At 66.9% G+C, this 23,155-nt stretch carries 14 protein-coding genes; 11 read left to right on the forward strand and 3 right to left on the reverse strand.

The genetic code is table 11. The annotated features are described in order from the left end of the window. The first annotated feature begins 204 nt into the window (after positions 1 to 204). The 4 genes from ppc to fghA all read left to right on the forward strand — a co-directional run bounded on the left by ppc (position 205) and on the right by fghA (position 6,049). A complete protein-coding gene (gene ppc, locus AC3A4T_RS03475; RefSeq protein ID WP_487674114.1) occupies positions 205 to 2,967 on the forward strand; it encodes a phosphoenolpyruvate carboxylase in 2,763 nt (920 codons plus the stop codon). A 575-nt stretch (positions 2,968 to 3,542) separates the two neighbouring features. Beyond that, positions 3,543 to 3,818 (forward strand): formaldehyde-responsive transcriptional repressor FrmR, encoded by a 276-nt coding sequence (gene frmR / locus AC3A4T_RS03480; protein ID WP_487674115.1) that lies wholly within the window; start codon positions 3,543 to 3,545, stop codon positions 3,816 to 3,818. 94 nt (positions 3,819 to 3,912) lie between these two features. Further along, positions 3,913 to 5,022: an S-(hydroxymethyl)glutathione dehydrogenase/class III alcohol dehydrogenase gene (locus tag AC3A4T_RS03485; protein ID WP_056116473.1), complete on the forward strand. Its 1,110-nt coding sequence runs from the start codon at positions 3,913 to 3,915 to the stop codon at positions 5,020 to 5,022. Between the two features lie 196 nt (positions 5,023 to 5,218). Continuing rightward, the gene (gene fghA, locus AC3A4T_RS03490; protein WP_487674116.1) at positions 5,219 to 6,049 is read left to right on the forward strand and encodes an S-formylglutathione hydrolase; all 831 of its coding nucleotides are present in this window, start codon (positions 5,219 to 5,221) and stop codon (positions 6,047 to 6,049) included. A gap of 173 nt (positions 6,050 to 6,222) precedes the next feature. Here fghA and AC3A4T_RS03495 read toward each other — a convergent pair whose 3' ends face one another. The 3 genes from AC3A4T_RS03495 to AC3A4T_RS03505 all read right to left on the reverse strand — a co-directional run bounded on the left by AC3A4T_RS03495 (position 6,223) and on the right by AC3A4T_RS03505 (position 11,635). Then, the gene (locus tag AC3A4T_RS03495) at positions 6,223 to 7,368 is read right to left on the reverse strand and encodes an efflux RND transporter periplasmic adaptor subunit (RefSeq protein WP_487674117.1); all 1,146 of its coding nucleotides are present in this window, start codon (positions 7,366 to 7,368) and stop codon (positions 6,223 to 6,225) included. Continuing rightward, a complete protein-coding gene (locus tag AC3A4T_RS03500) occupies positions 7,365 to 10,559 on the reverse strand; it encodes an efflux RND transporter permease subunit (protein ID WP_487674118.1) in 3,195 nt (1,064 codons plus the stop codon). Before AC3A4T_RS03500 ends, AC3A4T_RS03495 begins: the two co-directional genes overlap by 4 nt. Before the next feature lie 671 nt (positions 10,560 to 11,230). Next, a complete protein-coding gene (locus AC3A4T_RS03505; protein WP_487674119.1) occupies positions 11,231 to 11,635 on the reverse strand; it encodes a hypothetical protein in 405 nt (134 codons plus the stop codon). Between AC3A4T_RS03505 and AC3A4T_RS03510 the strand changes: the two genes are divergently transcribed. The 7 genes from AC3A4T_RS03510 (at position 11,634) to AC3A4T_RS03540 (ending at position 22,626) form a co-directional block, all read left to right on the forward strand. After that, positions 11,634 to 12,230 (forward strand): hypothetical protein, encoded by a 597-nt coding sequence (locus AC3A4T_RS03510; RefSeq protein ID WP_487674120.1) that lies wholly within the window; start codon positions 11,634 to 11,636, stop codon positions 12,228 to 12,230. The two genes, AC3A4T_RS03505 and AC3A4T_RS03510, sit on opposite strands and share 2 nt — an antisense overlap. A 3-nt stretch (positions 12,231 to 12,233) precedes the next feature. After that, a complete protein-coding gene (locus AC3A4T_RS03515; RefSeq protein ID WP_487674121.1) occupies positions 12,234 to 14,045 on the forward strand; it encodes an XVIPCD domain-containing protein in 1,812 nt (603 codons plus the stop codon). A gap of 216 nt (positions 14,046 to 14,261) precedes the next feature. Next, positions 14,262 to 15,212 (forward strand): AraC family transcriptional regulator, encoded by a 951-nt coding sequence (locus tag AC3A4T_RS03520; RefSeq protein ID WP_487674122.1) that lies wholly within the window; start codon positions 14,262 to 14,264, stop codon positions 15,210 to 15,212. Positions 15,213 to 15,750: 538 nt separating this feature from the next. Continuing rightward, the gene (locus tag AC3A4T_RS03525) at positions 15,751 to 18,156 is read left to right on the forward strand and encodes a S8 family serine peptidase (protein ID WP_487674123.1); all 2,406 of its coding nucleotides are present in this window, start codon (positions 15,751 to 15,753) and stop codon (positions 18,154 to 18,156) included. A 653-nt stretch (positions 18,157 to 18,809) separates the two neighbouring features. Further along, the gene (locus tag AC3A4T_RS03530; RefSeq protein ID WP_487674124.1) at positions 18,810 to 20,147 is read left to right on the forward strand and encodes a hypothetical protein; all 1,338 of its coding nucleotides are present in this window, start codon (positions 18,810 to 18,812) and stop codon (positions 20,145 to 20,147) included. An 11-nt stretch (positions 20,148 to 20,158) separates the two neighbouring features. Beyond that, the gene (locus AC3A4T_RS03535; RefSeq protein ID WP_487674125.1) at positions 20,159 to 20,653 is read left to right on the forward strand and encodes a hypothetical protein; all 495 of its coding nucleotides are present in this window, start codon (positions 20,159 to 20,161) and stop codon (positions 20,651 to 20,653) included. Further along, positions 20,650 to 22,626: a GMC family oxidoreductase gene (locus AC3A4T_RS03540; protein ID WP_487674126.1), complete on the forward strand. Its 1,977-nt coding sequence runs from the start codon at positions 20,650 to 20,652 to the stop codon at positions 22,624 to 22,626. Before AC3A4T_RS03535 ends, AC3A4T_RS03540 begins: the two co-directional genes overlap by 4 nt. Positions 22,627 to 23,155: the final 529 nt, after the last annotated feature.

The raw sequence follows: 23,155 nt of genomic DNA on the forward strand, positions 1-23,155 counted from the left end.
GTCGCAACGCGCCAGGGGGTTGCGGCGCCGCTCGTCGCCCCGTCGGCGGTGCGCTCGGCCATGCATTCGTGGCTCATGCCGAGGCACGACCGGCCGCGTGCCCGAGGCGGCAGCGCGCGGCGGCATTGTTCGGCAGCGCTGTCGCCAATCCGTCACACCTGCAACCTTCGGCACATCGCGCATGACGTGCTGTAGCCTTTAAGCATGAATGTCCTTCTCGATACCAGCGACGAACCGCTGCGCGCGGTCGATTTCGCCTCCACCGACGCCCTGTTGCGCGACGACGTCAAGACCCTGGGCGCCCTGGTCGGCGAAATCCTCGCCGAACAGCGCGGCCCGGCCTTCCTCGACGATGTCGAACGCCTGCGCCGCGCCGCGATCCGCCGCCGCGAAGCGCAAGCGCCGATCGGCGCCCTGGCCGAGGTGCTGGCCGATATCGATCTGGATCAGGCCAGCGATCTGGTGCGCGCCTTCGCCACCTATTTCCAGGCGGTCAATCTGGCCGAGCGCGTGCACCGCATCCGTCGTCGCCGCGACCACGAACGCAGCGGCGCCGGCGCCCAGCCCGGCGGCCTGCGCGACGCGATCGGCCTGCTCGCGCGCCAGGGCGTCAGCGCCGAGGAAGTCGCCGCGTTGCTGCCGCGGCTGCGGATCGAGCCGGTATTCACCGCGCATCCCACCGAAGCGGTTCGACGCGCGCTGCTGGAGAAGGAACGCACCATCGTCGGCTGTCTGGTCGCCGACATCGACCGCAACCGCACCCCCACCGAACGCCGCGCCGACCGCGAACGCATCCGCCTGGCCCTGACCGCGAGCTGGCAGACCGCCGAAGCGCCCGCGGCCAAGCCCAGCGTCGCCGACGAGTTCGAACACGTCGGTTTCTATTTGTCCGACGTGCTGTACCGGGTGCTGCCGGTGTATTACGAAACCTTCGAGGATGCGCTGCGCGAAATCTACGGCGAGCGCTTCGGCGACGGCGGCGCCGCGTTGCCCGACGTGCTCGGTTTCGGCACCTGGGTCGGCGGCGACATGGACGGCAATCCGAACGTCGGCGCCGACACCATCGCCGCGACCTTGTCCGGTCAGCGCGCGCTGGTGCTCAATGCCTATCGCAACGATCTGGCCTCGCTGGCCGAACTGCTCAGCCAGTCGGTTACCCGCGTGCGCATCGACGACGCGGTGCTCGCGCGGGTCGAGGATTACCGTTATCAACTGCCGAAGGCGGCCGCGCTGCTCAAGCCGCGCCACGCCGACATGCCGTATCGCAACCTGCTCAGTCTGATGGCAGCGCGCCTGCAGGCCACGGTCGAGGAAAGCGTGCACGGCTATCCCGATGCGCCCGCGTTCCTGGCCGACATCGCCCTGATCGAACGCAGCCTGGCCGCCAATCAAGGCGAACACGCCGGCGGTTTCGCGGTGCGCCGTCTGCGTCGGCGCGCCGAATGCTTCGGCTTCCATCTGGCCAGCCTGGACCTGCGTCAGGACTCGGGCACCCACGACGCCGCGCTCGCCGCGCTGCTGGATATGCCCGACTGGGAATCGCTGGACGTGGCCGCCCGCGCCACCCGTCTGCACAGCCTGCTCGATGGCGACGCGCCGCCCGCGCGCGCCGCGGCCAATGCCGCGCAGTCGACCCTGGACGTGTTCCGCGCGGTCGCGCGACTGCGTCCGCGTTACGGCGAACGCGCATTCGGGCCGTACATCGTCAGCATGAGCCGCAGCGCCGCCGACGCGTTGGCGGTGCTCGCGCTGGCCAAGACCGCCGGTTGCGTCGATGGCGACGGCCGGGTGCCGCTGGACGTCGCGCCGCTGTTCGAAACCGTCGACGACCTCGACGCCGCCGCCGACACCTTGCGCGCGCTGTTCGCCGATCCGATGTACCGCGCGCATCTGCGCGCGCGCGGCAATCGCCAGGTGGTGATGCTGGGCTATTCCGACAGCGCCAAGGACGGCGGCATGGTCGCCTCGCGCTGGGCCTTGCAGCAGACCCAGATCGCGTTGACCGCGCTGGCCCACGACAGCCAGGTGCGGATCGCGTTCTTCCACGGTCGCGGCGGTTCGATCAGCCGCGGCGGCGGCAAGACCGAGCGCGCGGTGATCGCCGCGCCGCGCGGTTCGGTCGACGGGTATCTGCGTCTGACCGAACAGGGCGAAGTGATCCATCGCAAGTACGGCATCCGCGCGCTGGCGCTGCGCAATCTCGAACAGACCACCGGCGCGGTGCTGCGCGCGACCCTGCGTCCGCGCGCGCCGGAGCCGCGCGAAGCCGGCTGGCGCGCGATCGCCGCCGAACTGGCGTTGAAGGCGCGCGCGCACTACCGCGCGCTGGTGCACGAAGACCCGCAGTTCCCCGCGTATTTCCGTGCCGCCACCCCGATCGACGTGATCGAGCGGTTGCGCATCGGTTCGCGCCCGGCCAAGCGCGCCGGCGTCGGCGACATCGGTTCGCTGCGTGCGATCCCGTGGGTGTTCGCCTGGTCGCAGAACCGCGCCGGCCTGACCGCGTGGTACGGCGTCGGCACCGGCCTGGAACGCGCGCTGGCCGAACACGGCCGCGATGCGCTGGCCGAGATGGCGCGCGACTGGCCGTTCTTCGGCACCCTGATCGACGATCTGGAAATGGTGCTGGCGAAGTCCGACCCGGCGATCTTCGAACGCTATTCCATGCTCGCCGCCGACTTGCCCGAAGGCGACCTGCATGCGCGTTTCCATCCCGGCATCGCCGAGGAATTCGAACGCACCCGCCGCGCGGTGCTGACGATCAAGGGCAGCGAGGAGCTGTTGCTGGGCGATCATCGTCTGCGTCAGTCGATCCGCCTGCGCAACCCTTATGTCGATCCGATCAGCCTGTTGCAGGTCGATCTGCTCGCGCGCTGGCGCGCGGCGGGGCGGCCGGACGACGGCCTGCAGCAGGCGTTGGTGGCGACGGTCAACGGCATCGCGGCCGGGGTGCAGAACACCGGTTGAGTGCGTACTCCACCCGGCCGGCGAATCGATCCGCAGCTTCTGTAGGAGCTGCGTAAGCTGCGACCGCGAATCCGCAGCGACCGCGCAAGCTTCGCCGTAGTCGCAATGGCGTGGTCGCGGCTCACGCCGCTCCTACAGTCGGACGACGCACCAACGACGCGTCCGCCAGATTCTCCAACCGCCGACGAATCGATCCGTAGCTTCCTGTAGGAGCTGCGTAAGCTGCGACCGCGAATCCGCAGCGACCGCGCAAGCTTCGCCGTAGCCGCAATGGCGCGGTCGCGGCTCGCGCCGCTCCTACAGTTGGACACCGTAACGATGGCGCGTCCGCCGGATTCTCCAACCGCCGACGAATCGATCCGTAGCTCCCTGTAGGAGCTGCGCAAGCCGCGACCGCGAATCCGCAGCGACCGCGCAAGCTTCGCCGTAGTCGCAATGGCGCGGTCGCGGCTCGCGCCGCTCCTGCAGGGCCGGGACATCGCCGAGCCACGCATGCCGGCGTGGCTCGACAGTCGATCTGATACTATCCCCCAGTATCCAGCGCCGCCCCGCCGCTGCTGCCCGAGACCGCCGCCATGCCGCATTCCCCCGCCGAGAAAAAACGCGTGCTCACCCGCGTGCGCCGGATCAAGGGCCAGACCGAGGCCCTGGAGCGCGCGCTGGAGCAGGGCAGCGAATGCGCGGCGGTGCTGCAGCAGATCGCCGCGATCCGCGGCGCGATCAACGGCCTGATGTCGGAAGTGCTGGAAAGCCATATCCGCGAGGAACTCGGCCAGGCCGTGTCGTCGCACAAGACCCGCAGCGCCAGCATCGACGAGGTCGCCGCGCTGGTGCGTTCGTACTTGAAATGAACACCGTCCGCGAGCGCGCATGGCGCGACGCGGTCATCCATTCCCTCCCGCCCATCGGGACGCCACTTAGGAGAACCTCGCCATGAGCCGTGTCATCAAAAGCCGCGCCGCCGTCGCTTTCGCCGCCGGACAGCCGCTGCAGATCGTCGAGATCGACGTCGAGCCGCCGCGCGCCGGCGAAGTGCTGGTCCGTATCACCGCGACCGGCGTCTGCCACACCGATGCCTTCACCCTCAGCGGCGACGATCCGGAAGGCTTGTTCCCGGCGGTGCTCGGCCATGAAGGCGGCGGCGTGGTGGTCGAGGTCGGCGAGGGCGTCACCAGCGTCAAGCCCGGCGATCACGTGATCCCGCTGTACACGGCCGAATGCCGCAAGTGCAAGTTCTGTCTGTCTGGCAAGACCAACCTGTGTCAGGCGGTGCGCGCGACTCAGGGCCGCGGTGTGATGCCCGACGGCAGTTCGCGTTTCAGCTATGAAGGCAAGCCGATCCATCACTACATGGGCTGCAGCACCTTCAGCGAATACACGGTGGTCGCCGAAGTGTCGTTGGCGGTGGTCAACCCCGAAGCGCCGCTGGAAAAAGTCTGCCTGCTCGGTTGCGGCGTCACCACCGGCATCGGCGCGGTTCACAACACGGCGAAAGTGCAGCCTGGCGACACGGTCGCCGTGTTCGGACTCGGCGGCATCGGCCTGGCGGTGATCCAGGGCGCGGTGCAGGCGAAGGCCGGGCGCATCATCGGCGTCGACACCAACGCGGGCAAGTTCGAACTGGCCAAGGCGATGGGCGCGACCGATTGCGTGAATCCGAAGGACCACGAGCGTCCGATCCAGGACGTGCTGGTGGAGATGACCGACGGCGGCGTGGATTTCAGCTTCGAATGCATCGGCAACGTCAACGTGATGCGCGCGGCGCTGGAGTGCTGCCACAAGGGCTGGGGCGAGTCGGTGATCATCGGCGTGGCCGGCGCGGGCCAGGAAATCAGCACGCGTCCGTTCCAGTTGGTGACCGGTCGCGTCTGGCGCGGTTCGGCGTTCGGCGGGGTCAAGGGCCGCACCCAGTTGCCGGGCATGGTCGAGCAGGCGATGAAGGGCGAGATCGATCTCGATCCGTTCATTACCCATACCCTGCCGCTGGAGCGGATCAACGAGGCCTTCGATCTGATGCACGAGGGCAAGTCGATCCGTACGGTGATTCATTACTGATCGCTTGCGGCCCTCACCCCAACCCCTCTCCCGCCAGCGGGAGAGGGGCTGAGTGCGAGTGGTGTCCTTCTCCCGCGAGTGGAAGAGGGGCTGAGTGCGAGTTGTGTCCTTCTCCCGCATGCGGGAGAAGGTGCCCCGAAGGGGCGGATGAGGGCCGCGGCGCTTCGCTGGTCGGCGAATATCGAGAGAGAGCACCATGCAAAAAATAGAATCCCACGCCTGCTTCGGCGGCCGCCAGGAAGTCTGGAGCCACACCGCCACCACTCTGGGCTGCACGATGCGCTTCGGCGTATACCTGCCGCCGCAGGCCGAGCGCGGCGATTGCCCGGTGCTGTATTGGCTGTCGGGGCTGACCTGCACCGAGCAGAACTTCATCACCAAGGCCGGCGCGCAGCAGTTCGCGGCGCAGCACGGGGTGATCCTGGTCGCGGCCGATACCAGTCCGCGCGGTGAGGGCATGCCCGATGCCGAAGGCTACGATCTGGGGCAAGGCGCGGGGTTCTATCTCAATGCGACGCGGCCCAAATGGGCGGCGAACTTCCGCATGTACGACTACGTGGTCGATGAATTGCCGGCCCTGGTCGACGCGCATTTTCCGACCACCAGCGCGCGCGCCATCAGCGGGCATTCGATGGGCGGGCATGGCGCGCTGATGATCGCGTTGAAGAATCCGGGCCGCTACCGCAGCGTGTCGGCGTTCTCGCCGATCGCCGCGCCGTCGCATTCGCCTTGGGGCGAGAAGGCGTTCACTGCGTATCTGGGTGAGGATCGCGAGGCGTGGAAGGCCTGGGATGCGACTGCGTTGGTTGCAGGTGCGCGCGAGCGGTTGCCGTTGTTGATCGATCAGGGCGGCGACGACGAGTTTCTGGTGCCGCAGCTCAAGCCGGAGTTGCTGCGGGTTGCGTGCGAGGTGGCCAGGCATCCGCTGGAGCTGCGTATCCGGCCGGGGTACGACCACAGCTATTACTTCATCGCCAGTTACATCGGCGAGCATATTGCGCATCATGCCAAGGCGTTGCACGGCTGAGCACGGCTGAGATTTGCGAGCCCTTACCCCGGCCCTCTCCCGCGTGCGGAGAGGGAGGATTCTGAAGTGGTCGATGCAGGCGGGAGAAGAGGTAAATATCCCGAGTGACCCGCGCCCTTCTCCCGCGACGCGGGAGAAGGTGGCCCGAAGGGCCGGATGAGGGAACGCGGACCTTACGACTTCTTAGGCGCCGGCAACGCCTTCGCATGTACCTTGTTGCCGTCGGCCAGCAGCGCGTTCGGCGCCAGCACCACGGTGTCGCCGGCCTGAATGCCGGTCAGCACTTCGACTTCGTTGCCCAGGTTGCGGCCCAGGGTCACGTCGCGATACGACAGGGTCGAGTCCGCCTTCAAGGTCACCACCTGCACGCCGGTCGCGCGCTGGATCACGGTCGACACCGGCAGCACCACTGCCGGCGCGACCCGCGGCAGGTGCAGGCGCGCGGAGCCGACCATGCCGGCCGGGATGCGGCTGTCGGGATTGGGCAGGCGCAGCTCGGTGCGCATTACGCCGGCGTCGCGCGACAGCGTGCGCGCGCTGCGCGCGACCTGCGCCTTGAACACCTGGCCGGGCAATTCCGGGAAGCTCACGTCCGCTTCCAGCCCGTTCTGGATCTGCATCGACACGTTCTGCGGCACGTCGACCACCACCCGCAGCGGATCGAGCACCGCGACCTCGAACATCGGCACGGTCGATGAAGCCGAATCGCCGACCACGCGGTCGCCGCGTTCGACATTGCGCGCCACCACCACGCCGGCGAACGGCGCGCGCACCGACTGGAACGACTGCCGTTCGATCGCCGAGGTCAACCGCGCCTGCGCCGCGTTGCGCGTGGCCACGGCCACGTCGTAGTTACCCTTGCGATCGCTGAAGTATTCCTTCGACACCGCGCCGGTACCGATCAGGGTCTGGGCGCGGTCGTAGTTGACCTTGGCCAGTTCCTGATCGGCCGTGGTCTGCGCCAGCAGCGCGCGCGCCTCGCGCACCGACTGATCGATTTCCGGCGCCGAGATCGTCGCCAGCACCTGGCCTGCGCTGACCTTGTCGCCGAGTTCGACCTTGCGTTCGCTGACGAAGCCGGTCGCGCGCGCGTACAGCTGCGCCGACTCGCCGGCCTGCGCGCGCGCGGGCAGGGACAGATCAAAGGCGGCGTCGGCGGCCTTGGCCTGCACCGTGAGCACTTCGGGCAGCGCGTTGGCCGGCGTGGTCTCGGCGTCGCTGCGGCTGCAGCCGGCCAGCACGGTCAGCAGCGCGGCGGCCAGGGCGAGGCTCAGGCCGGCCCGGTCGAGCGGGTGGGAGACACGGATCGAGCGGTTCATGGAGCGACTCCTGCGGGGACGCCGGCGCTGTCGGAGGATTCGTCCTCGACGCGCGGCTTACGACGGCGGCCGACGACGGCCAGGATGGAAGGAACGAGGATCAAGGTGGCGGGCGTGCCGAACAGCAGGCCGCCGATCACGGCGCGGCCGAGCGGCGCGTTTTGTTCGCCGCCGTCGCCCAGGCCGATCGCCATCGGGATGATGCCGAGCACCATCGCGCTCGCGGTCATCAGCACCGGGCGCAGGCGCACCGCGGCCGATTCGTACGCGGCCAGTTCGGGATCGTGGCCGTCGGCGATCAGGCCGCGGGCGAAACTGGTGACCAGCACGCTGTTGGCGGTCGACACGCCGATCACCATCATCACGCCCATCAGCGCCGGCACGCTCAGCGGCGTACCGGTGACCCACAGGCCGACGGCGGCGCCGGCGATCGCGATCGGCAGGCCCGACATCGCCACCGCGGGCTGAATCCACGACTGGAAGTTCACCACCAGGACCAGGAACACCAGGATCGCCGACATCACCAGGCCGGTCGCGAGTTCGCCGTAAGCGCTCTGCATTTCGCCGGCCTGGCCGACGATTTCGATGCGGTTGCCGGGCTTGAGCTTGGCGTTGAGTTCGCCGGTGATCTTCGTCAGTTGATCGTAGATCGAACCCAGGTCGGTGCCTTCCACGTTCGCGATCACGCTGATGGTCGGCGCCAGGGTGGTGCGGGCGACGCTGGCCGGCACTTGCCGCGCGGTGACCGTGGCGATATTGCGCAACAGCACCGCTTCGCCGTTGGCGCCGATGCGCAGCGGCGAATTCATAAGCGCATCGATGTTTTTCAGATTATTGATCGGCGCCTGCACCTGCACGGTGTAGGCGATCGCATTGACGGTGTCGGTCCAGTACACCGGCGACACCGTGCCGGCCGAGCCCAGCACCGCGAGCACGGCGCGGCTGGCCTGTTGCGCATCAAGACCGAGTTGCGCGGCGCGGGTGCGATCGATCTTGACCTGGTACTCGGGCAGATCGAGCACCTGGCGCAAGGCGATGTCGACCGCGCCGGGCACCTTGTGCAGGCGTTGTTCGATCTCGCGCGCCATCGCCAGATTGCCGGGCACGTCGCGGCCGATCAGGCGCACTTCGAACGCCGCCGCGGCCGAGCCGGCGAGGGTGCGGCTGGTCGCGTCCGGCGGACGCTCGAACAGCTTCACGTCGGGGAATCGCTCGGCGATGCGCTTGCGGATCTTGACCAGATAGTCGTGGCTGTTGGCGTGCGGCGAGCGCAGCTGCAGCATGAGCTCGGCCTCGAACGAACCCACCACCGCGCTGTCGACCAGCGACAGGTTGATCGCGTCGGGCACGCCGATCTGCTCGTAGACGGTCTGCAATTCCTGCGGCGGAATGATCGAGCGGATCTCGCGCTGGATCTCGCTGAGCTTGGCCGCGGTTTCCTCCAGACGGGTGCCCGACGGCAGTCGCACCTGCATGCGCAGCTGGCCGGCATCGACCTGCGGGAAGTACTCGCGGCCGAGCGAGGCGGCGGCGAGCGCGCCGACGCCAAACACCAGCAGCGCGACCACGGTCAGCGCCAGGCCGTGATGACCGAGCTTGATCAGCAGCGCGTGGTGTTTGTCGCGCAGCGAATCGAGTACGTGATCGACCTTGTGGTTGATCTTCAGTAGCAGCTTTTCCGGCGCCCAGCGCGGGTTGGCGCGGCTCTTGATGTCGGCCGGCAGCAGCATGTAGCACAGCACCGGAATCAGCGTGCGCGAGAGCAGGAACGAGGCGAGCATGGCGAAGATCACCGCCAGCGCCAGCGGGGTGAACACCCACGCCGACAGGCCGGTCATCAACAGGATCGGGGTCAGCACGATGCAGATCGAAATGGTCGAGACCATTTCCGGGAACACCACTTCCTTGGCGCTGTCGAGGATCGCGGTGCGCACGTCCTTGCCGAGCGCGATGTTGCGGTTGGTGTTCTCCACGTCGACCACCGCGTTGTCGACCAGGATGCCGATCGCCAGCGCCAGGCCGCCGAGGGTCATGACGTTGAAGGTATAGCCGAGCAGATGCAGCATCGCGATCGACGACAGCAGCGCGAGTGGAATCGCCGACAGCACGATCATGCTTGAGCGCCACGAGCCGATGAACATCAGCACCACCAGCGCGACCAGCAGGCCGACCAGCAGCGCTTCGTGTTCGATCGAGCTGATCGCGTTGTCGACGAACACCGACTGGTCGAAGATCGCGTGGATGCGCGTGCCCGGCGGCGCCGAGGCTTCGATCTCGGGCAGGCGTTCGCGCACCGCGCGCACGATCTCGACCGCGGACGCGCCGCCGAGCTTGATCAGCGCCACCGATACCGCGCTGGAGCCGTCCATGCGCGCGACGTTGGTCTGCAGCGCGCCGCCGTCGCGCACCGAGGCGACGTCGCGCACGTAGATCACGGTGCCGCCGCGCGACACCACCGGGATGTCGAGGAACTCGGCCGCGGTCGCCGGGCTGGTGTCGATCGAGATCTGCATCTCGCGCTGGCCTTCGCGGATCGAGCCCGACGGCAGGGTCGGGCTGCCGCGCTCGAGCGCGCCGGTTACGTCGGCCGGGGTCAGGCCGTAGGTCTGCAGCTTGGCCGGGTCGAGATCGACCATGATCTGCCGCGGCGCGCCGCCGTAGGGCAGGGTCATGCGGATGCCGGGAATGGTCTGGATCTGCGAGCGCAACTGCAGGCGCGCGTAGTCGTACAACTGCGCCTCGGTCAGCGAATCCGACGACAGCACCAGTTGCAGCACCGGCGTGCTCGACACGTTGTTGCGCACCACCAGCGGCGGCGACGTACCCGGAGGCATGCGCCGCAGGATCGTCTGCGAGACCGCGGTGATCTGCACCAGCGCGCGGTCCAGGCTCACCGTGGGCTGGAAATCGATGCGCACGATGCTGGCGCCGTTGATCGTTTCCGATCGAACCTCTTTAAGGTCGTCGACGGTGTTGAGGATCGCCGCCTCGGAAAACGAGGTCATCTTCGCGGCGACGTCGGCCGCCGGCAGGCCGGTGTAGGTCCACACCAGATTGATCGAGGGAATCCCGACTTCCGGCAGGATGTCGGTAGGCATCTTGCGCGCCGACAGCACGCCGAACAGCAGGATCAGGATCGCCAGGACGCCGATCGTGTAACGGCGGCTCAGGGCGTATTGAACAATCCACATCGTGAGGGGAGTCCGAGTGAGGGAGCCGACGGCTGGATGAGTGGTGCGAAGTGTCCGCGCCTGGCGACCGGACCGCAGCCGTGTCGCGTGGAACGGTTCGTATGCAGGCCGCAACGCTGGCGATGCGTCGCGCAAGGGACGGTGAAAAACGAACGGTGAAAAACCGCAAACCCTCGCGGCACTCTAGGCGCGGCACGCGTACGCGAAGCTGTCGTTTGGCTGACAAATTCGTCAGTTGCGCGGACGTGGCGATGCGAGCGCGCGCTGCGAACGATCGGCGCGGACACGTCGGTCCGATGCGCGCGATCGTTGCGTGTCGAGGGTTGGGTCGTGTCGAGTGTGGGTTGGGTGGACCTCGCTCGCTGTTGGACCGGCGGCATCTGTTCGCGTTTCGCCCGGCCCGCTCCGGGGCCTGCGCGACCACCGCCGCTACCCGGCGTACCGCCGAGGCGGGCGTCGGGTGAAAGGTCGTCGCCCAGCGTTCGCTGGTCAGGGTGCATTGGGGAGTACGGTTACGTTAGTCCGTGACTCGCGCGTGCGTTAGTACATTACTGTCGCATCGTTGCCTATTTCTGCAATTTGGCCGGATCGGCACAGCTTGCGGGCAGATTTCTACCGATGCCGGCGCGAGCCGGTATTGCTCGGGAACCCCGGAACATTAAGACCTTCGTCTAATTCGCCGTGGCCGCCGCAGCCGCATGGCGCGGCACTTGGCGAAGCGGCGGGATTGCCTGATCGAGCGGCGCCCAGGTTCCGTTCGATCGTGGCCACCGCGCGGCGCTGACGTGGTGTCGTCGCAGTCGACGAACCCGTGGCGATCCGACGATGGCGCGCCGGCGATCGGGCGCTTCCCGCTTCCCAGGCGCGCGCTCGCTGGCATACTCGACGCTCACGGAATCGCTCGCACCGAGCCACGGCACGACAGGGAGAGAGACGTCGATGGTCAACACCCGGATCCCGGCCTGGCTGGCAGTGGCGATGCTGTTGCCCGCAACCGGCTTGTTCGGCGCCTGCGCCGCGAAACAGCCGCACGAACTCTCGCCTCCGTCCGAACCTGTGAAGGTCAGCGCCGCCATGTCTGAAACCATCTCGTCTTCGCTGCCCGCCGCCGGCGGGCAAACGCTCACCTCGCAGGAAGCCGGGCAGCGGCTGTTGAAGTTGATCGACAGCCTCAGGACACCGGCGGATTTCAGCCTCGATCGCTTCAAGGCGGTCATGCGCCTGCCCGAACCGTCGGCGGACGCCGGCGAGCGCGAACCGGGTTACGAAGCATTTTCCGAAGCGATCGCCGGCGGCGACTGGTCGCAGACCATCGCCTATTCCGACGATGCGTCGGCGAGCGACGCGAAGAAGATCGAATACCGCCTCGACTACGAAGGCGCTCAGGCCGATCAGGATCAACTCGACTTGGGGCCGGTCTGCGCGATGGATTACGCGGCCTATCGGCGCGCGTTGCTCGACATGGGATTCGAGGAAGGCCCGGCGACCCCGAGCAAGATCGAATACGCCACCCGTGGCACCCTGGCGCAGGTGTTCCGGCGCGGCGGCGTGAACGTGGACATCGTGACCCAGCGCGAATCGGCCGCGTCCGAGGCCACGCGCGCGCATGCCTGCGTGCGCAGCATCGAGGTGCGCTTGAATGCTTATGACGCAGCCAAAGAGGAGGGCTAAGCCATGCCCGGCCCCAATCCTCAGCTGACCGCGGCGCTCGATCAGTTCGCGCTGGAACCCGGCGTCACCCCGGCGCAGGCCGCGCAGTTGCGCGCGGCGATCACCGCCACCCCGACCTTGTTGACCAGCCTCAATGCCGACGCCGCCAACGGGCATTTGCGCAGCTTCGCGCTGGCGCCGCCGGGGCCGGAGTCGATCGGCCAATACGATATCGCCAGCGGCCGGGTCACCCTGCCGGCCGAGGTGCTGACCGGCGCCACGCCGGTCAATCCGGACCTGCGCGCGGTGCTGAAGTTGCAGGACATGAGCCTGCGTTTCGCCCACACCGCCAACGTCACCGCGGACATGCACGCCAACCTGGAGCGCACCCTCAACGGCTCGCCGGTGCTGGTCGATCAGTTCAAGGACGCGGTGCGCAACGAGGCTCAGCGCGAGCTGCGCGGTTTCGCGCTGCACACCGCGCCCGGCGCTGGCGGCAGCTACGATCCGACCACCCGGGTCATGAACCTCACGCCCGCGAGCCTGACCACCGCCAGCTACGATCAGCACAACATGAGCTTCGTGCTCGGCCACGAAATGGAGCACGGCTTCAACCGCGCCGGCTCGGATCGGGCGCGCGACCAGTTCGATGCGCAGGCGCGGCAGATCGCCGGCGACGCCAACCCGATCAACGACTACACCGCGCCGAGCGTGCGCTGGATGCAGTCCAATCGCAACGACGAAGCCGAGGCCCACATCGCCGGCTGGAACGCGATGCTGAGTTACGAGAAACAGCGCAGCGGCAATCCCAACGCCGGCCTGACCGAGATGTGGAACAACGCCAATCGCGGAAGGGTCGAGGATTTCCTCGAACTCGACGCCGCCGGCGCGCCGGTGGCGCGGGCCAATCTGACCTTCAATGCCGACGGCAGCCTGACCAGTTCGCCGACCAATGTCGCGACCATGGGCCAGTACTACTTCGATCAGAAACCGGTGGGAACGCCGGGCGTCGCCGCGCACGCCACGATCGGCCTGGGGCCGCACGGCCATTCGGATTACGCCAACATCTATGGCGCCGAAATCGTCGGGCGCGCGATCTGGATCGAGCGCAGCGTCGCGGTGCCCAAGCACGGCAACGCCTCGCGCATGCACCTCAACATGAGCAGCCTGGGCGTGAACGAAACGCTGCTGGAAGAGAACGGCATCTTCATCCAGACCACCGCCGGCCCCGGGTCGCAGGCGTATCGCGACACCAGCACGACGCCGCCGGTGGCGGGCCGGTTCGATCACACCTTCGATGGGCCGCACAAGCATCAACACGTGCCGGTCGACGCGCCGCCAGCGCGCGAGAACGAACGCTCGGTCGCGGGCGGTGCCGGCGATGGCCCGACGCGCAACGAAGCGGCACCGGGCCGCGCCGCGGTGCTGTCCGATCCGGAGCATCCCGGTCATTCCATGTACACCAGCGCGCTGCAGGGGCTGCGGCACTCGGTGAATATCCCGCCGGGGACGTTCCAGCCGCACGACGAAGAGCGTCTGGCCGCCGGCATCGTCGCGCAGGCGCTCAATCAGCGCGACGCGTTCCCGGCGGCGCGGATCGACCATGTCGTGTTCAACCGCGACCGCAGCATGCTGATCGGGGTGCAGGGGCCGCTCAACGACCCGACCCACCACCTGGCCGGCGTGAACGTGCAGCGCGCCATCGCGACGCCGGTCGAGCAATCCTCGGAGGCCAGCCGGCCCGGCTTGCAGTCGCTGCAGCAGGGGCAGGAGGCTGCCCGCATCCAGGCCGAAACCCAGGGCGCGCAGGCCCAGGCGCGCGGGATGCAGCAGTAGCCCGCCGAGCGATGGTTTCAGCGTCCCGGCCGCGTGGTACCGGCCGGGGCGGACACGCGGCGCGGCCGTCGCGCCGCTCCGGTTTATGTCCGGCGCCGCGCGGCCGCGCCTGATTCCGTCGAATCCTTGCCTATTTCTGCAAACCGGCCGACTAGGCACAGTCCGCGGCTCTGTTCGTGCCGATAATCGAGGCAACCCGACTCCGCACGGGACGCCATGAACGCCAATAGCTCCGCCGAATCGATCGCGCAACGCGGCGGCTGCGCCGCGCAGGCCGAACTGGTCGATCGGATTGCCCGATTGACCGACAGCGACGGCGTCCACGCCACCGCGGTGCAGCCGCTGCACCTGATCCGCATGAGCGCGCCGACCGAATGTTCGCCGTCGGTGTACGAGCCGCGCCTGTGCGTGGTCGCGCAGGGCCGCAAGGTCGTGACCTTGTCCGATCGCACCTATCACTACGACCCGCTCAATTACCTGGTGGTGTCGGTGACTCTGCCGATGATCGGCCAGGTGGTCGAGGCGACGCCGGACAAACCGTATCTGTGCCTGCGCCTGGATATCGATCCGGCGCAGATCGCCAGCCTGATCGTCGATGCCGGTCAGTCGCCGACGGTCGATCACGGTCACGGCGGCAACGGCGTCGACCTGGGTCTGTATGCGGCGCGGGTCAACACCACCTTGATGGACGCGGTGCTGCGACTGATGCGTCTGCTCGATACGCCGCAGGACCTGCCGGTGCTCGCGCCAATGGCATTGCGGGAAATTTTCTATCGCGTGTTGATGGGCGACCTCGGCCATCGACTGCGCGCGCTGGCGCTGACCGACAGCCGTTCCAGCCGCATCGCCAAGGCCGTGGCGGTGCTGCGCCAGTGCTATCTGCAGCCGTTGAGCATCGACGAACTGGCCGAGCAGGTGCATATGAGCACCTCCTCGCTGCATCACCAGTTCAAGGCGGTGACCACCTTGTCGCCGCTGCAGTTCCAGAAACATCTGCGCCTGCACGAAGCGCGGCGCCTGATGATGGTCAGCGGCGTCGAGGCGGTAACTGCCGCGCACCGCGTCGGTTACGAAAGCCCGTCGCAGTTTTCGCGCGAGTACAAGCGCTTGTTCGGCGCGCCGCCGCGCGCCGAGGTGGTGATGGCGCGCGGCATGCCGCAGGGCTGAGGTTGCATCGCGATCTGTCGATGCTTCGCGTGTGGCGAGGCGCGCTCCCAGACCGACAGGTTCGTCGTCGACGGACGAAATCTTCGCAATCCCGTGCATATCCGCGAACACGCGATGTGTTCGCGTGATCGTCTGCAACGTCGCGAAAAGTTTCGAATGAAACCGCACGCCACGCGATGCTGCGGCGCGCGTATCGCGATGCACGCACGCGGTTGCGAATAAACCAACGCACGATGCGCGAACGGGGTAGGGCGTTCGCCACGCACCTGCGTTTCGCGCGCGGCGAAACCCGCGCGTGCCGCATCGATATGAAAAATCGTGCTGTCAAAATAAGTGCCACGGTGATGGGGGGAAGTCGCACTTTTTGCGTTTGAGGATTGAGCGCGACGAAAACCCGATCCCTTCCTTCCCCTGATCGTCGCGCTCCCATCGCTGTTCCCCTTTCCCGCACCCAGGTCTTCGCGCCTCGGCCGTGCCACAGGCTTGCGCCCGTCGGCAGCGGTTGACCATGACTGCAATCCGCATCAGGAACCAACGAATGAACAAGATGTCGTCGAAAAAATTCGCCGTGCTCGGTCTCGCCGCGGCCTGTGCCACGGTGTTGTTTTGGTCGCGCAACGAAGCGCAGACGTCAGGCGCGATCGCGTCCGGCGCGCTCGCCAATGCCGCGGGCGCAGCAACGGCGTCGGGCGCGTTGCCCGCGCCGAGCTGGCAACCGGTCGCGATGAACGCGCCGACGCCGCATAACGACGCGCAGAGCAAGCTCGGCGCCGGTCAGTTGCTGCAGGCGGTGCAGGCGTTGTCGCAGATGCCGAACGCCGCGGGCGCATCGGCGTCGACGGGCGCATCGTCCTCGGCGCGCGGCCCGGCCTATGCCGGCGCCAGCGTCGCCGCGCAGATCGCGGTGCTCGATCGGGTCGGCATTCCGCTGCGTTATCGCGACGGCGAGAAGCTCAAGGTCAACGTCAATCTGGCCCTGACCCACGAACAGATCCAGAACCCGAGCCTGCTCGATCGCGCCACCTCGACCTTGCGCGAGACCTTGCTCGCCGCGGGCCTGGAAGCCGAGCAGATCAACGGTTCGCCGAGCCTGGAAGCCAAGGTGCCGCTGGCGCGTCTGGAATGGGTGGCGGGCCTGCAACCGGTCGCGCAGGTGTCGTTGCTGGCGATGCCGAACACCGCCGCGTTCACCGACGGCGCCACCGCCAGCAATCTCGATCAGCTGCGTTCGCTCGGCAACTATGCGCAACTGCCGGCCGCGCAGCGCCGCGATCTCAAGGGCGAAGGCCTGACCGTCGCGGTGTTCGACCAGTTCGCCGACAACACCGGCCAGGTCAAGGCGTTGCAGGACGCGAACGAGTGGCCGAAGAACACCGCCGCGGTCGCCGACAAACTCACCTTGTTCAAGCCGGCCGCGGGCGCGTTCGGCTACACCAGGCAAAAGCACGGCAACGCCGTGGTCGAGATCGTCTACGACATCGTGCCGGAAGCGAAATTCCGCGTGTACGACGCCGGCCAGACCGCCGACTGGATCAAGGGCATCCAGGACGCGGCCAACCTCAACGCGCTCAACGAGCCGCAGGGCGAACCGCGCGCGCAGGTGCTGACCGCCTCGCAGGGCATGGCCTTGTACGCGCCGGGCGACGGCACCGGCACCGGCAGCAATCTCAAAGGTCTTTACGATGCGATCGACGCGGCGGCGCGCAACGGCGTGCTGATCCTCAACGCCGCCGGCAACGAAGCGCAGGTGCATTGGGACGGCGACAGCACCGCCGGCGCGGTCGCCAACACCTTGCAGGATTTCGTGGTCGGCAACCTCGACGCCAACGGCGCGGCGATCGCCGACAACATCAATCTGCTGCGCCTGGAAGGCCAGGGCTTCGGCGATTGCATTCCGGTCGGCGGCAAGACCGCGGCCGACGCCGAGTTGATCGCGATCGACGTGTGGCTGGGCTGGAACGACTGGACCAGCGCCAACAACACCACCAACGCCGACTACCGTCTGGAACTGGTGCGCTGGGCCGATGCGGTGACCCGCAATGGCCGGGTGGTGACGCCGGCCGGCTGGGTCGCCGTGACCCAGTCCGACGACGCCCAGACCGGCCTGGCCGGACAGCAACCGCTGGAACGCATCGCCCTGCAGCCGGCGGCCACCACCAAGACCACGACCTGCAACAACCTGTTCAACACCACGCGCTTTTCCGGCGGCGGCAAGTTCGGCGTGCGGGTGGTGCGCAAGACCGCCAACGCCCGCAACTTCCTGCGCCTGATGAGCGGCGGCCTGCATAACTTCCAGTACGGCGTGCAGGATCGTTCGCTGGTGCATCCGGCCGACTCGGCCAACGTGATCACGGTGGCGGCATTGGATGCGGCGACCTCGAACCTGGAAGCCTACAGCTCGCGCGGCCCGGTGCTCGCCGCCGGCGGCGCGCGTCCGAACGGGCAGGCCGCGGGCAACGCCAAGCCGGACATCGCCAACTTCGCCAATGTCGACACCGTGTCCTACGGCGACAACACCTTCAACGGCACTTCCTCGGCGACGCCGCACGTGGCCGCGCTCGCGCTGCTGGGTCTGCAGCATCAGCGCCAGCTGACCAACGCCACCGTGCCGGCGGCGTTGCCGGCCAACGCGACCGCGCAGCAGAAGGCCGATCGCGCCGCCTTGCTCAAGCAGCGCAACGTCAGTCTGTCCAACTCGGTGTACGACTCGCTGGTGTACGTGGCCAGCACCGGCGGCAACGATCTGGGCGCGGCCGGTTTCGACAGCAGCTACGGCAACGGACGACTGAAGTTCCACGCCCAGTCCGAGGCCTGCTTCCTGTCGGCGACCTACGACCCGTCGTATCGCTCGCTGCTGCCCGCGCAGGTGACGCCGCTGCCGGCCGGACAGAAGACCTACGACCAACTGCGCGCCGACAACAGCGCGAGCTGCGCGGCCAACTGAGCGGCGGACGAAGCGGCTTGCGTTCGCGCAAGCCATTCGTGGAAATCGAGCGCGCGGTTCATCGCGCGTCTCGATGGATAAGCAAAGCGATTCTTACCCGGCGAGCGCAAGCCGCACGGGTTCCCCCGGCACCGGACACGAGGTCCGGTGCTTTTTTTCGACGCCACCCATCGCGGTGGTGTCGGCTTTTGCGATAGCGACTCGCGTCGCATTCGCGCAAGCCCGCGTTGCAACGCAAACAAGTCGCGCGCGGGCTCACCGACGCTCACCATCGCACCACCGCCGCTAACGCAAAAACGCCGCGTATTTCATCGGGGCAATGCCTGCCGCTTGAATAGACAACGCAATTGCGCGCTCGCGCAGGACAACGTTTCGCGCTCGATCGCAAAGAAACATCGTTTAGTTTGTTTCTGCGCGAACAGTCGCATTTTTTCGCCGAACGCGTGGTAGCGTCTGCGCCCGACGCGACGTAGCCAGCGATTCGATCGCCAGCCAACCAACCTGGCTTGTGTTCCTTCTCCGCAGCCTGCTGCGGCGCGCTGCCTGCCTCGCGGCGAAGCGAATCTTCGCTTCGTATCAACAGGGAGAAGGGATTCGCCATGAATCATCGATACCGTCTTGGCCCGCAGCGGTCCATTTCGTTGGTCAGGCCAATGATCGGGCCGCTGGCCGCCGCCACGTTCGTGTTCGCGCTGGCGGCATGCACCGACAGCCATCTCAAGCCCGAGCCGCACGACAGTCTGTCGCGCGCGGACATCAGCCAGCACGCGAGCGCCGCCACCGCGCCGCTGCCGCCGTTGAGTTCGACGATTCCGCTCGAGATCAGCGTGCCGCAAGCCAACCCGAACCTGCAGGACCTGCAGGACGATTTCGATCTGTTCTCGTGGCAGTCCTTCATCGCGGTCAACTGGCCCGGCGGCAGCGACGGCAATCCCAAGCCCGGCTCGACCTTCGGCGCGAACGTGCCGACGGTGTGGGAGAACTGGAAGGAAAGCCGCGACATCTTCCTGCCCGGCGGCGCCACGCCGCCGCCGTGGGGCCAGGACCCGCCGCCGCCGGACGTGTGCAAGGGCATGGGCAACGGCGTGTTGAACCTGACCCAGGTCGGCAAGACCCCGAACGTGCTCGACGAAAGCGGCGAGCCGTTCGACACCGGCCCGCTGATCGATCAGAACGGCCAGTACGTGCGCTTCGCGATCATGGTCAACCAGGACATGTTCAACACCATCGTCAGCGACGGTCTGTACAGCAAGGCCGGGCAGGAAAAATTCGGCAAGCCAGCCAACTTCGCCCAGCCCGCCGGGTCGAAGAACACCGGCGCGATCATGATCAAGTCGTCGTGGAAGGTGATGGGCGGCAAGGACCAGGCGAGCCGTTTCCACACCATCCAGGCGCTGGTCTACACCAACCCCGACGAACACGACGGCGTGCAGGCCTCGTGCAAGCTGCAGACGGTCGGGCTGGTCGGATTGCACATCGCCCACAAGACCGCCGACGAGCCGCAATGGGTGTGGTCGACGTTCGAACACGTCGACAACGTGCCGGTCAAGGGCGAGCCGATCGATAAATCGCAGTACAACTTCTACAACAAGAACTGCAGCGGCGACTGCGCAGTCAACGAGCCGCCGGATCGGCCGTGGAATCCCAACAACCCGCACACCCCGCCGAGCCAGATCATGCGCGAGGTCGCGCTGACCGCGTCGACCAAATCGCTCAACGCGCGCTACCAGGCACTGTTGCAGCAGACCTTCCCGGGCACGGTATGGGCCAACTACGAGTTGATCAGCACGCAGTGGCCGACCAACGCCAAGAACCCGACCGATCCGACCGGCAATCCGGCGCCGTCGTTCCTCGCCAACGCGACCCTGGAAACCTACATCCAGGGCAAGGTGCCGCTGGCCTCGTCGAGCTGCATGGCCTGCCACAACAACGCGACGATGACCAATCGTCAGCCCTCGGACTTCACCTACCTGCTGCAGCGCGCGCAATAAGGAGCACGGACATGGTCGATTACATGGAGTACTTCATCCGGCTCAGCGTCGGGCTGACCGGTTTCACCCGCGCCGCGATCGCGCCGCAGATCGATCCGGTCGACATCAAGACCGTGTACCTGCAGGTGTTCCGCGACAAGCTGCCCAACGGCATGGCCGATCAGATCATCTGCGAGTACTACAACCTCAACGAAGCCGAAGGCGGCAAGGACGGCAACAACGAAGCCATTGCCGGCGCGCTGCTCAGCGGCACGTACCCTGCCGAAGTGCTGGCGCTGCGTCAGCTGATCTACCTGTGGTACATGGGCGCCTGGCCGACCGTGGTGCCCGACAAATCGCCCACGCGCGGCCAGACCTTCAGCGAGGTGATCTCGGCGACCAGTTACACCCAGGGCCTGGTGTGGCGGGTGATGCAATCGCATCCGATGGGCAGTTCCACCTACACCTACGGCTATTGGGCGAGCACGCCGCCGCCGCTGCAGGCCTACCTGGAGAATCCGGCATGAGCATCACCATTCCAGCGGGCGGTTTCGACGTGGTGATCGTGGGCTCGGGCATCTCCGGTTCGATCATCGCCTGCCAGCTCGGCAAGGCCGGCAAGCAGGTGCTGATCCTCGAAGGCGGCCCGCCGGTGCCCAAGAGCCGCGAAGACTACATGCAGACGTTCTTCACCGCGAACGCGAAGACGCCCGAGTCGCCGTATCCGCCGACCATGCAAGGCGCGGGCAGCCCGACCAATCCGCTCGGCCAGCCCGATCCGGCCACGCTCAACACGCCGCGCTACACCGTGTTGCAGATCAACGCGTGGCAGAACCCGGCGCAGTGCTACTTCGTCTATCCGCCGCAGACCGCTACCCGCGCCGACGATCCGGAGATGACCTTCGCGTTCGGCAGTTCCTACGAACGCGTCGCCGGCGGCACCACCTGGCATTGGCTGGGCACCTCGCTCAATCATCTGCCGAACGATTTCCAGCTCAAGACCAAGTACGGCCAGGGCGTGGACTGGCCCGGCGGCGCGCAGTTCTATCAGACGCTGTTGCCGTACTACCGCAAGGCCACCGAAACCATCGGCGTGTCGTCCGACAAGCAGCCGATGGTCGATCTGTACAAGACCTTCGATGTGCAGCCCGACGGCACGTATGGACCGAATTACGATTTCCCGATGCCGGGCATCGCTGCGTCCATGAACGATGTGCTGTACGCGGACAACGTGACTTCGCTGAAGATCGACGACATCGGCTTGTTCGTCACCCCGACGCCGCAGGGACGCAACTCGCAGCCGGGCAAGCGCCGCCAGTGCGCGGGCAACACCAACTGCATTCCGATCTGCCCGATCCAGGCCAAGTACGACGGCACGGTGACCTTGGCCGAGGCGCTGCAGACCGGCAACGTGCAGATCCAGTACAAGACCGTCGCCAGCAACATCAGCCTCAAGGGCGATCAGGTCAGCGGCATCGATTACCTCACCTACGACAGCCAGACCGGGCCGTCGACCGGCAAGGGCACCGCGGTCGGCAAGCGCTACGTGCTCGCCGCGCATGCGATCGAAACGCCCAAGCTGCTGCTGATGTCGAACGGCAATCCGGGCTATCCCAACGGCGTGGCCAACCGCTCCGATCAGGTCGGGCGCAATCTGATGGATCACGTGATGTACCTGGCCTGGGGCCTGGCGAAGGACCCGATCTACGCCTTCCGCGGGCCGCTGTCGACCTCGGGCATCGAGTCGGTGCGCGACGGCGCGTTCCGCAATCAGCGCGCGGCCTATCGCATCGAAATCGGCAACGAAGGCTGGAACTGGGCGACCAACGATCCCTACACCACGCTCGCCGATTTCGTGTTCGGCCAGAACAACACCCAGTTGAACGGCGATTCGGTCAACCAGCAGGGGACGCCGCTGCGGTTCGATCCGAACCTGCCGGCCTTCAGTCAGTTGTACGGCTCGAAACTGGTCGCCACGCTCAACAACGTCTACATCCGCCAGTTGCGCCTGGGCTATCTGATCGAGCAGCTGCCCGACCCGGACAACCGCGTGCAGTTGTCGAGCCAGTACAAGGATCATCTTGGCTTGCCGCGGCCGCAGGTCACCTATCGCATTCGCGAAAACTACGTGCGCAATGGGTTCGTGTCGGCCAAGGCGGCGTCGACCGAGATCTTCCAGGCGCTCGGCGCGACCGAATACACCCAGGTGCCGGCGCCGCCGGTGTTGAGCGGGACGAATCCGAGCCCGAGCCCGACCACGTTCCAGTACCAAGGCGATACGTTCACCTTCTACGGCGCCGGCCACATCATCGGCACGTATCGCATGGGCGACAGCGCCGCGACCTCGGTGCTCAACGCGCGCCAGCAATCGTGGGATCACAGCAATCTGTACATGGTCGGCAGCGGCGTGTTTCCGACCACCGCCACCGCCAATCCGACCCTGACCATCGCCGCGCTGGCGTTGCAGGCGGCGGACAATATCCTGGCCGATCTCGGCTGACGCCGGGTCGCAGGATGCTGCAGGGAGGGTAGAGGAGGCCGCGTCCGGGGAGGGCGCGGCCTCGTTGCGTTCGTTTCCGAACGTCTCGCCGTGGCGGCACCGGCGCCCCGGACGACCGCGTCGGCCACCCGCATGCGTGATCGTGATCGTGTCCGCGATCGCGCCTTCGGTCGTGCCAGGCCCATCGCGGGCCGCGTTCGCGTTCGAACGATCGCATAGGCTGAAAATGCGAATTGAATCGCGGTTTGCGATGCGGCGAACGATGAGCGCGATCGCTGCATTGTGAAGACGTCCACGAATCGCCGCCGCCGATGCGGTAACTCAGACAAGTCTTAGTGGGGCTGACTCGGAAGGACTGCGTTTCTATCGACAGCGCATGCGAGTCATGGCGGTCGCGTCCGCATCGAATCCGGAATGATCTGAAGTCGGACACTTCGGGACGATTCTTTACCGTCAATTTCCGCGGTTCGCGCGCGATGCGCGGCGGGCGGTCGATAAGGAGATCCTTGAATGAGAAAATTTTCCCGTA

The organism is Lysobacter sp. Soil_N_51 (assembly GCF_057655755.1).

Coding starts and splice junctions, on each gene's coding strand:
- ppc (WP_487674114.1), top strand. CDS start 205: ATGAATGTCCTTCTCGATACCAGCGACGAACCGCTGCGCGCGGTCGAT.
- frmR (WP_487674115.1), top strand. CDS start 3,543: ATGCCGCATTCCCCCGCCGAGAAAAAACGCGTGCTCACCCGCGTGCGC.
- fghA (WP_487674116.1), top strand. CDS start 5,219: ATGCAAAAAATAGAATCCCACGCCTGCTTCGGCGGCCGCCAGGAAGTC.
- AC3A4T_RS03495 (WP_487674117.1), bottom strand. CDS start 7,368: ATGAACCGCTCGATCCGTGTCTCCCACCCGCTCGACCGGGCCGGCCTG.
- AC3A4T_RS03500 (WP_487674118.1), bottom strand. CDS start 10,559: ATGTGGATTGTTCAATACGCCCTGAGCCGCCGTTACACGATCGGCGTC.
- AC3A4T_RS03510 (WP_487674120.1), top strand. CDS start 11,634: ATGTCTGAAACCATCTCGTCTTCGCTGCCCGCCGCCGGCGGGCAAACG.
- AC3A4T_RS03505 (WP_487674119.1), bottom strand. CDS start 11,635: ATGGCGGCGCTGACCTTCACAGGTTCGGACGGAGGCGAGAGTTCGTGC.
- AC3A4T_RS03515 (WP_487674121.1), top strand. CDS start 12,234: ATGCCCGGCCCCAATCCTCAGCTGACCGCGGCGCTCGATCAGTTCGCG.
- AC3A4T_RS03520 (WP_487674122.1), top strand. CDS start 14,262: ATGAACGCCAATAGCTCCGCCGAATCGATCGCGCAACGCGGCGGCTGC.
- AC3A4T_RS03525 (WP_487674123.1), top strand. CDS start 15,751: ATGAACAAGATGTCGTCGAAAAAATTCGCCGTGCTCGGTCTCGCCGCG.
- AC3A4T_RS03530 (WP_487674124.1), top strand. CDS start 18,810: ATGATCGGGCCGCTGGCCGCCGCCACGTTCGTGTTCGCGCTGGCGGCA.
- AC3A4T_RS03535 (WP_487674125.1), top strand. CDS start 20,159: ATGGTCGATTACATGGAGTACTTCATCCGGCTCAGCGTCGGGCTGACC.
- AC3A4T_RS03540 (WP_487674126.1), top strand. CDS start 20,650: ATGAGCATCACCATTCCAGCGGGCGGTTTCGACGTGGTGATCGTGGGC.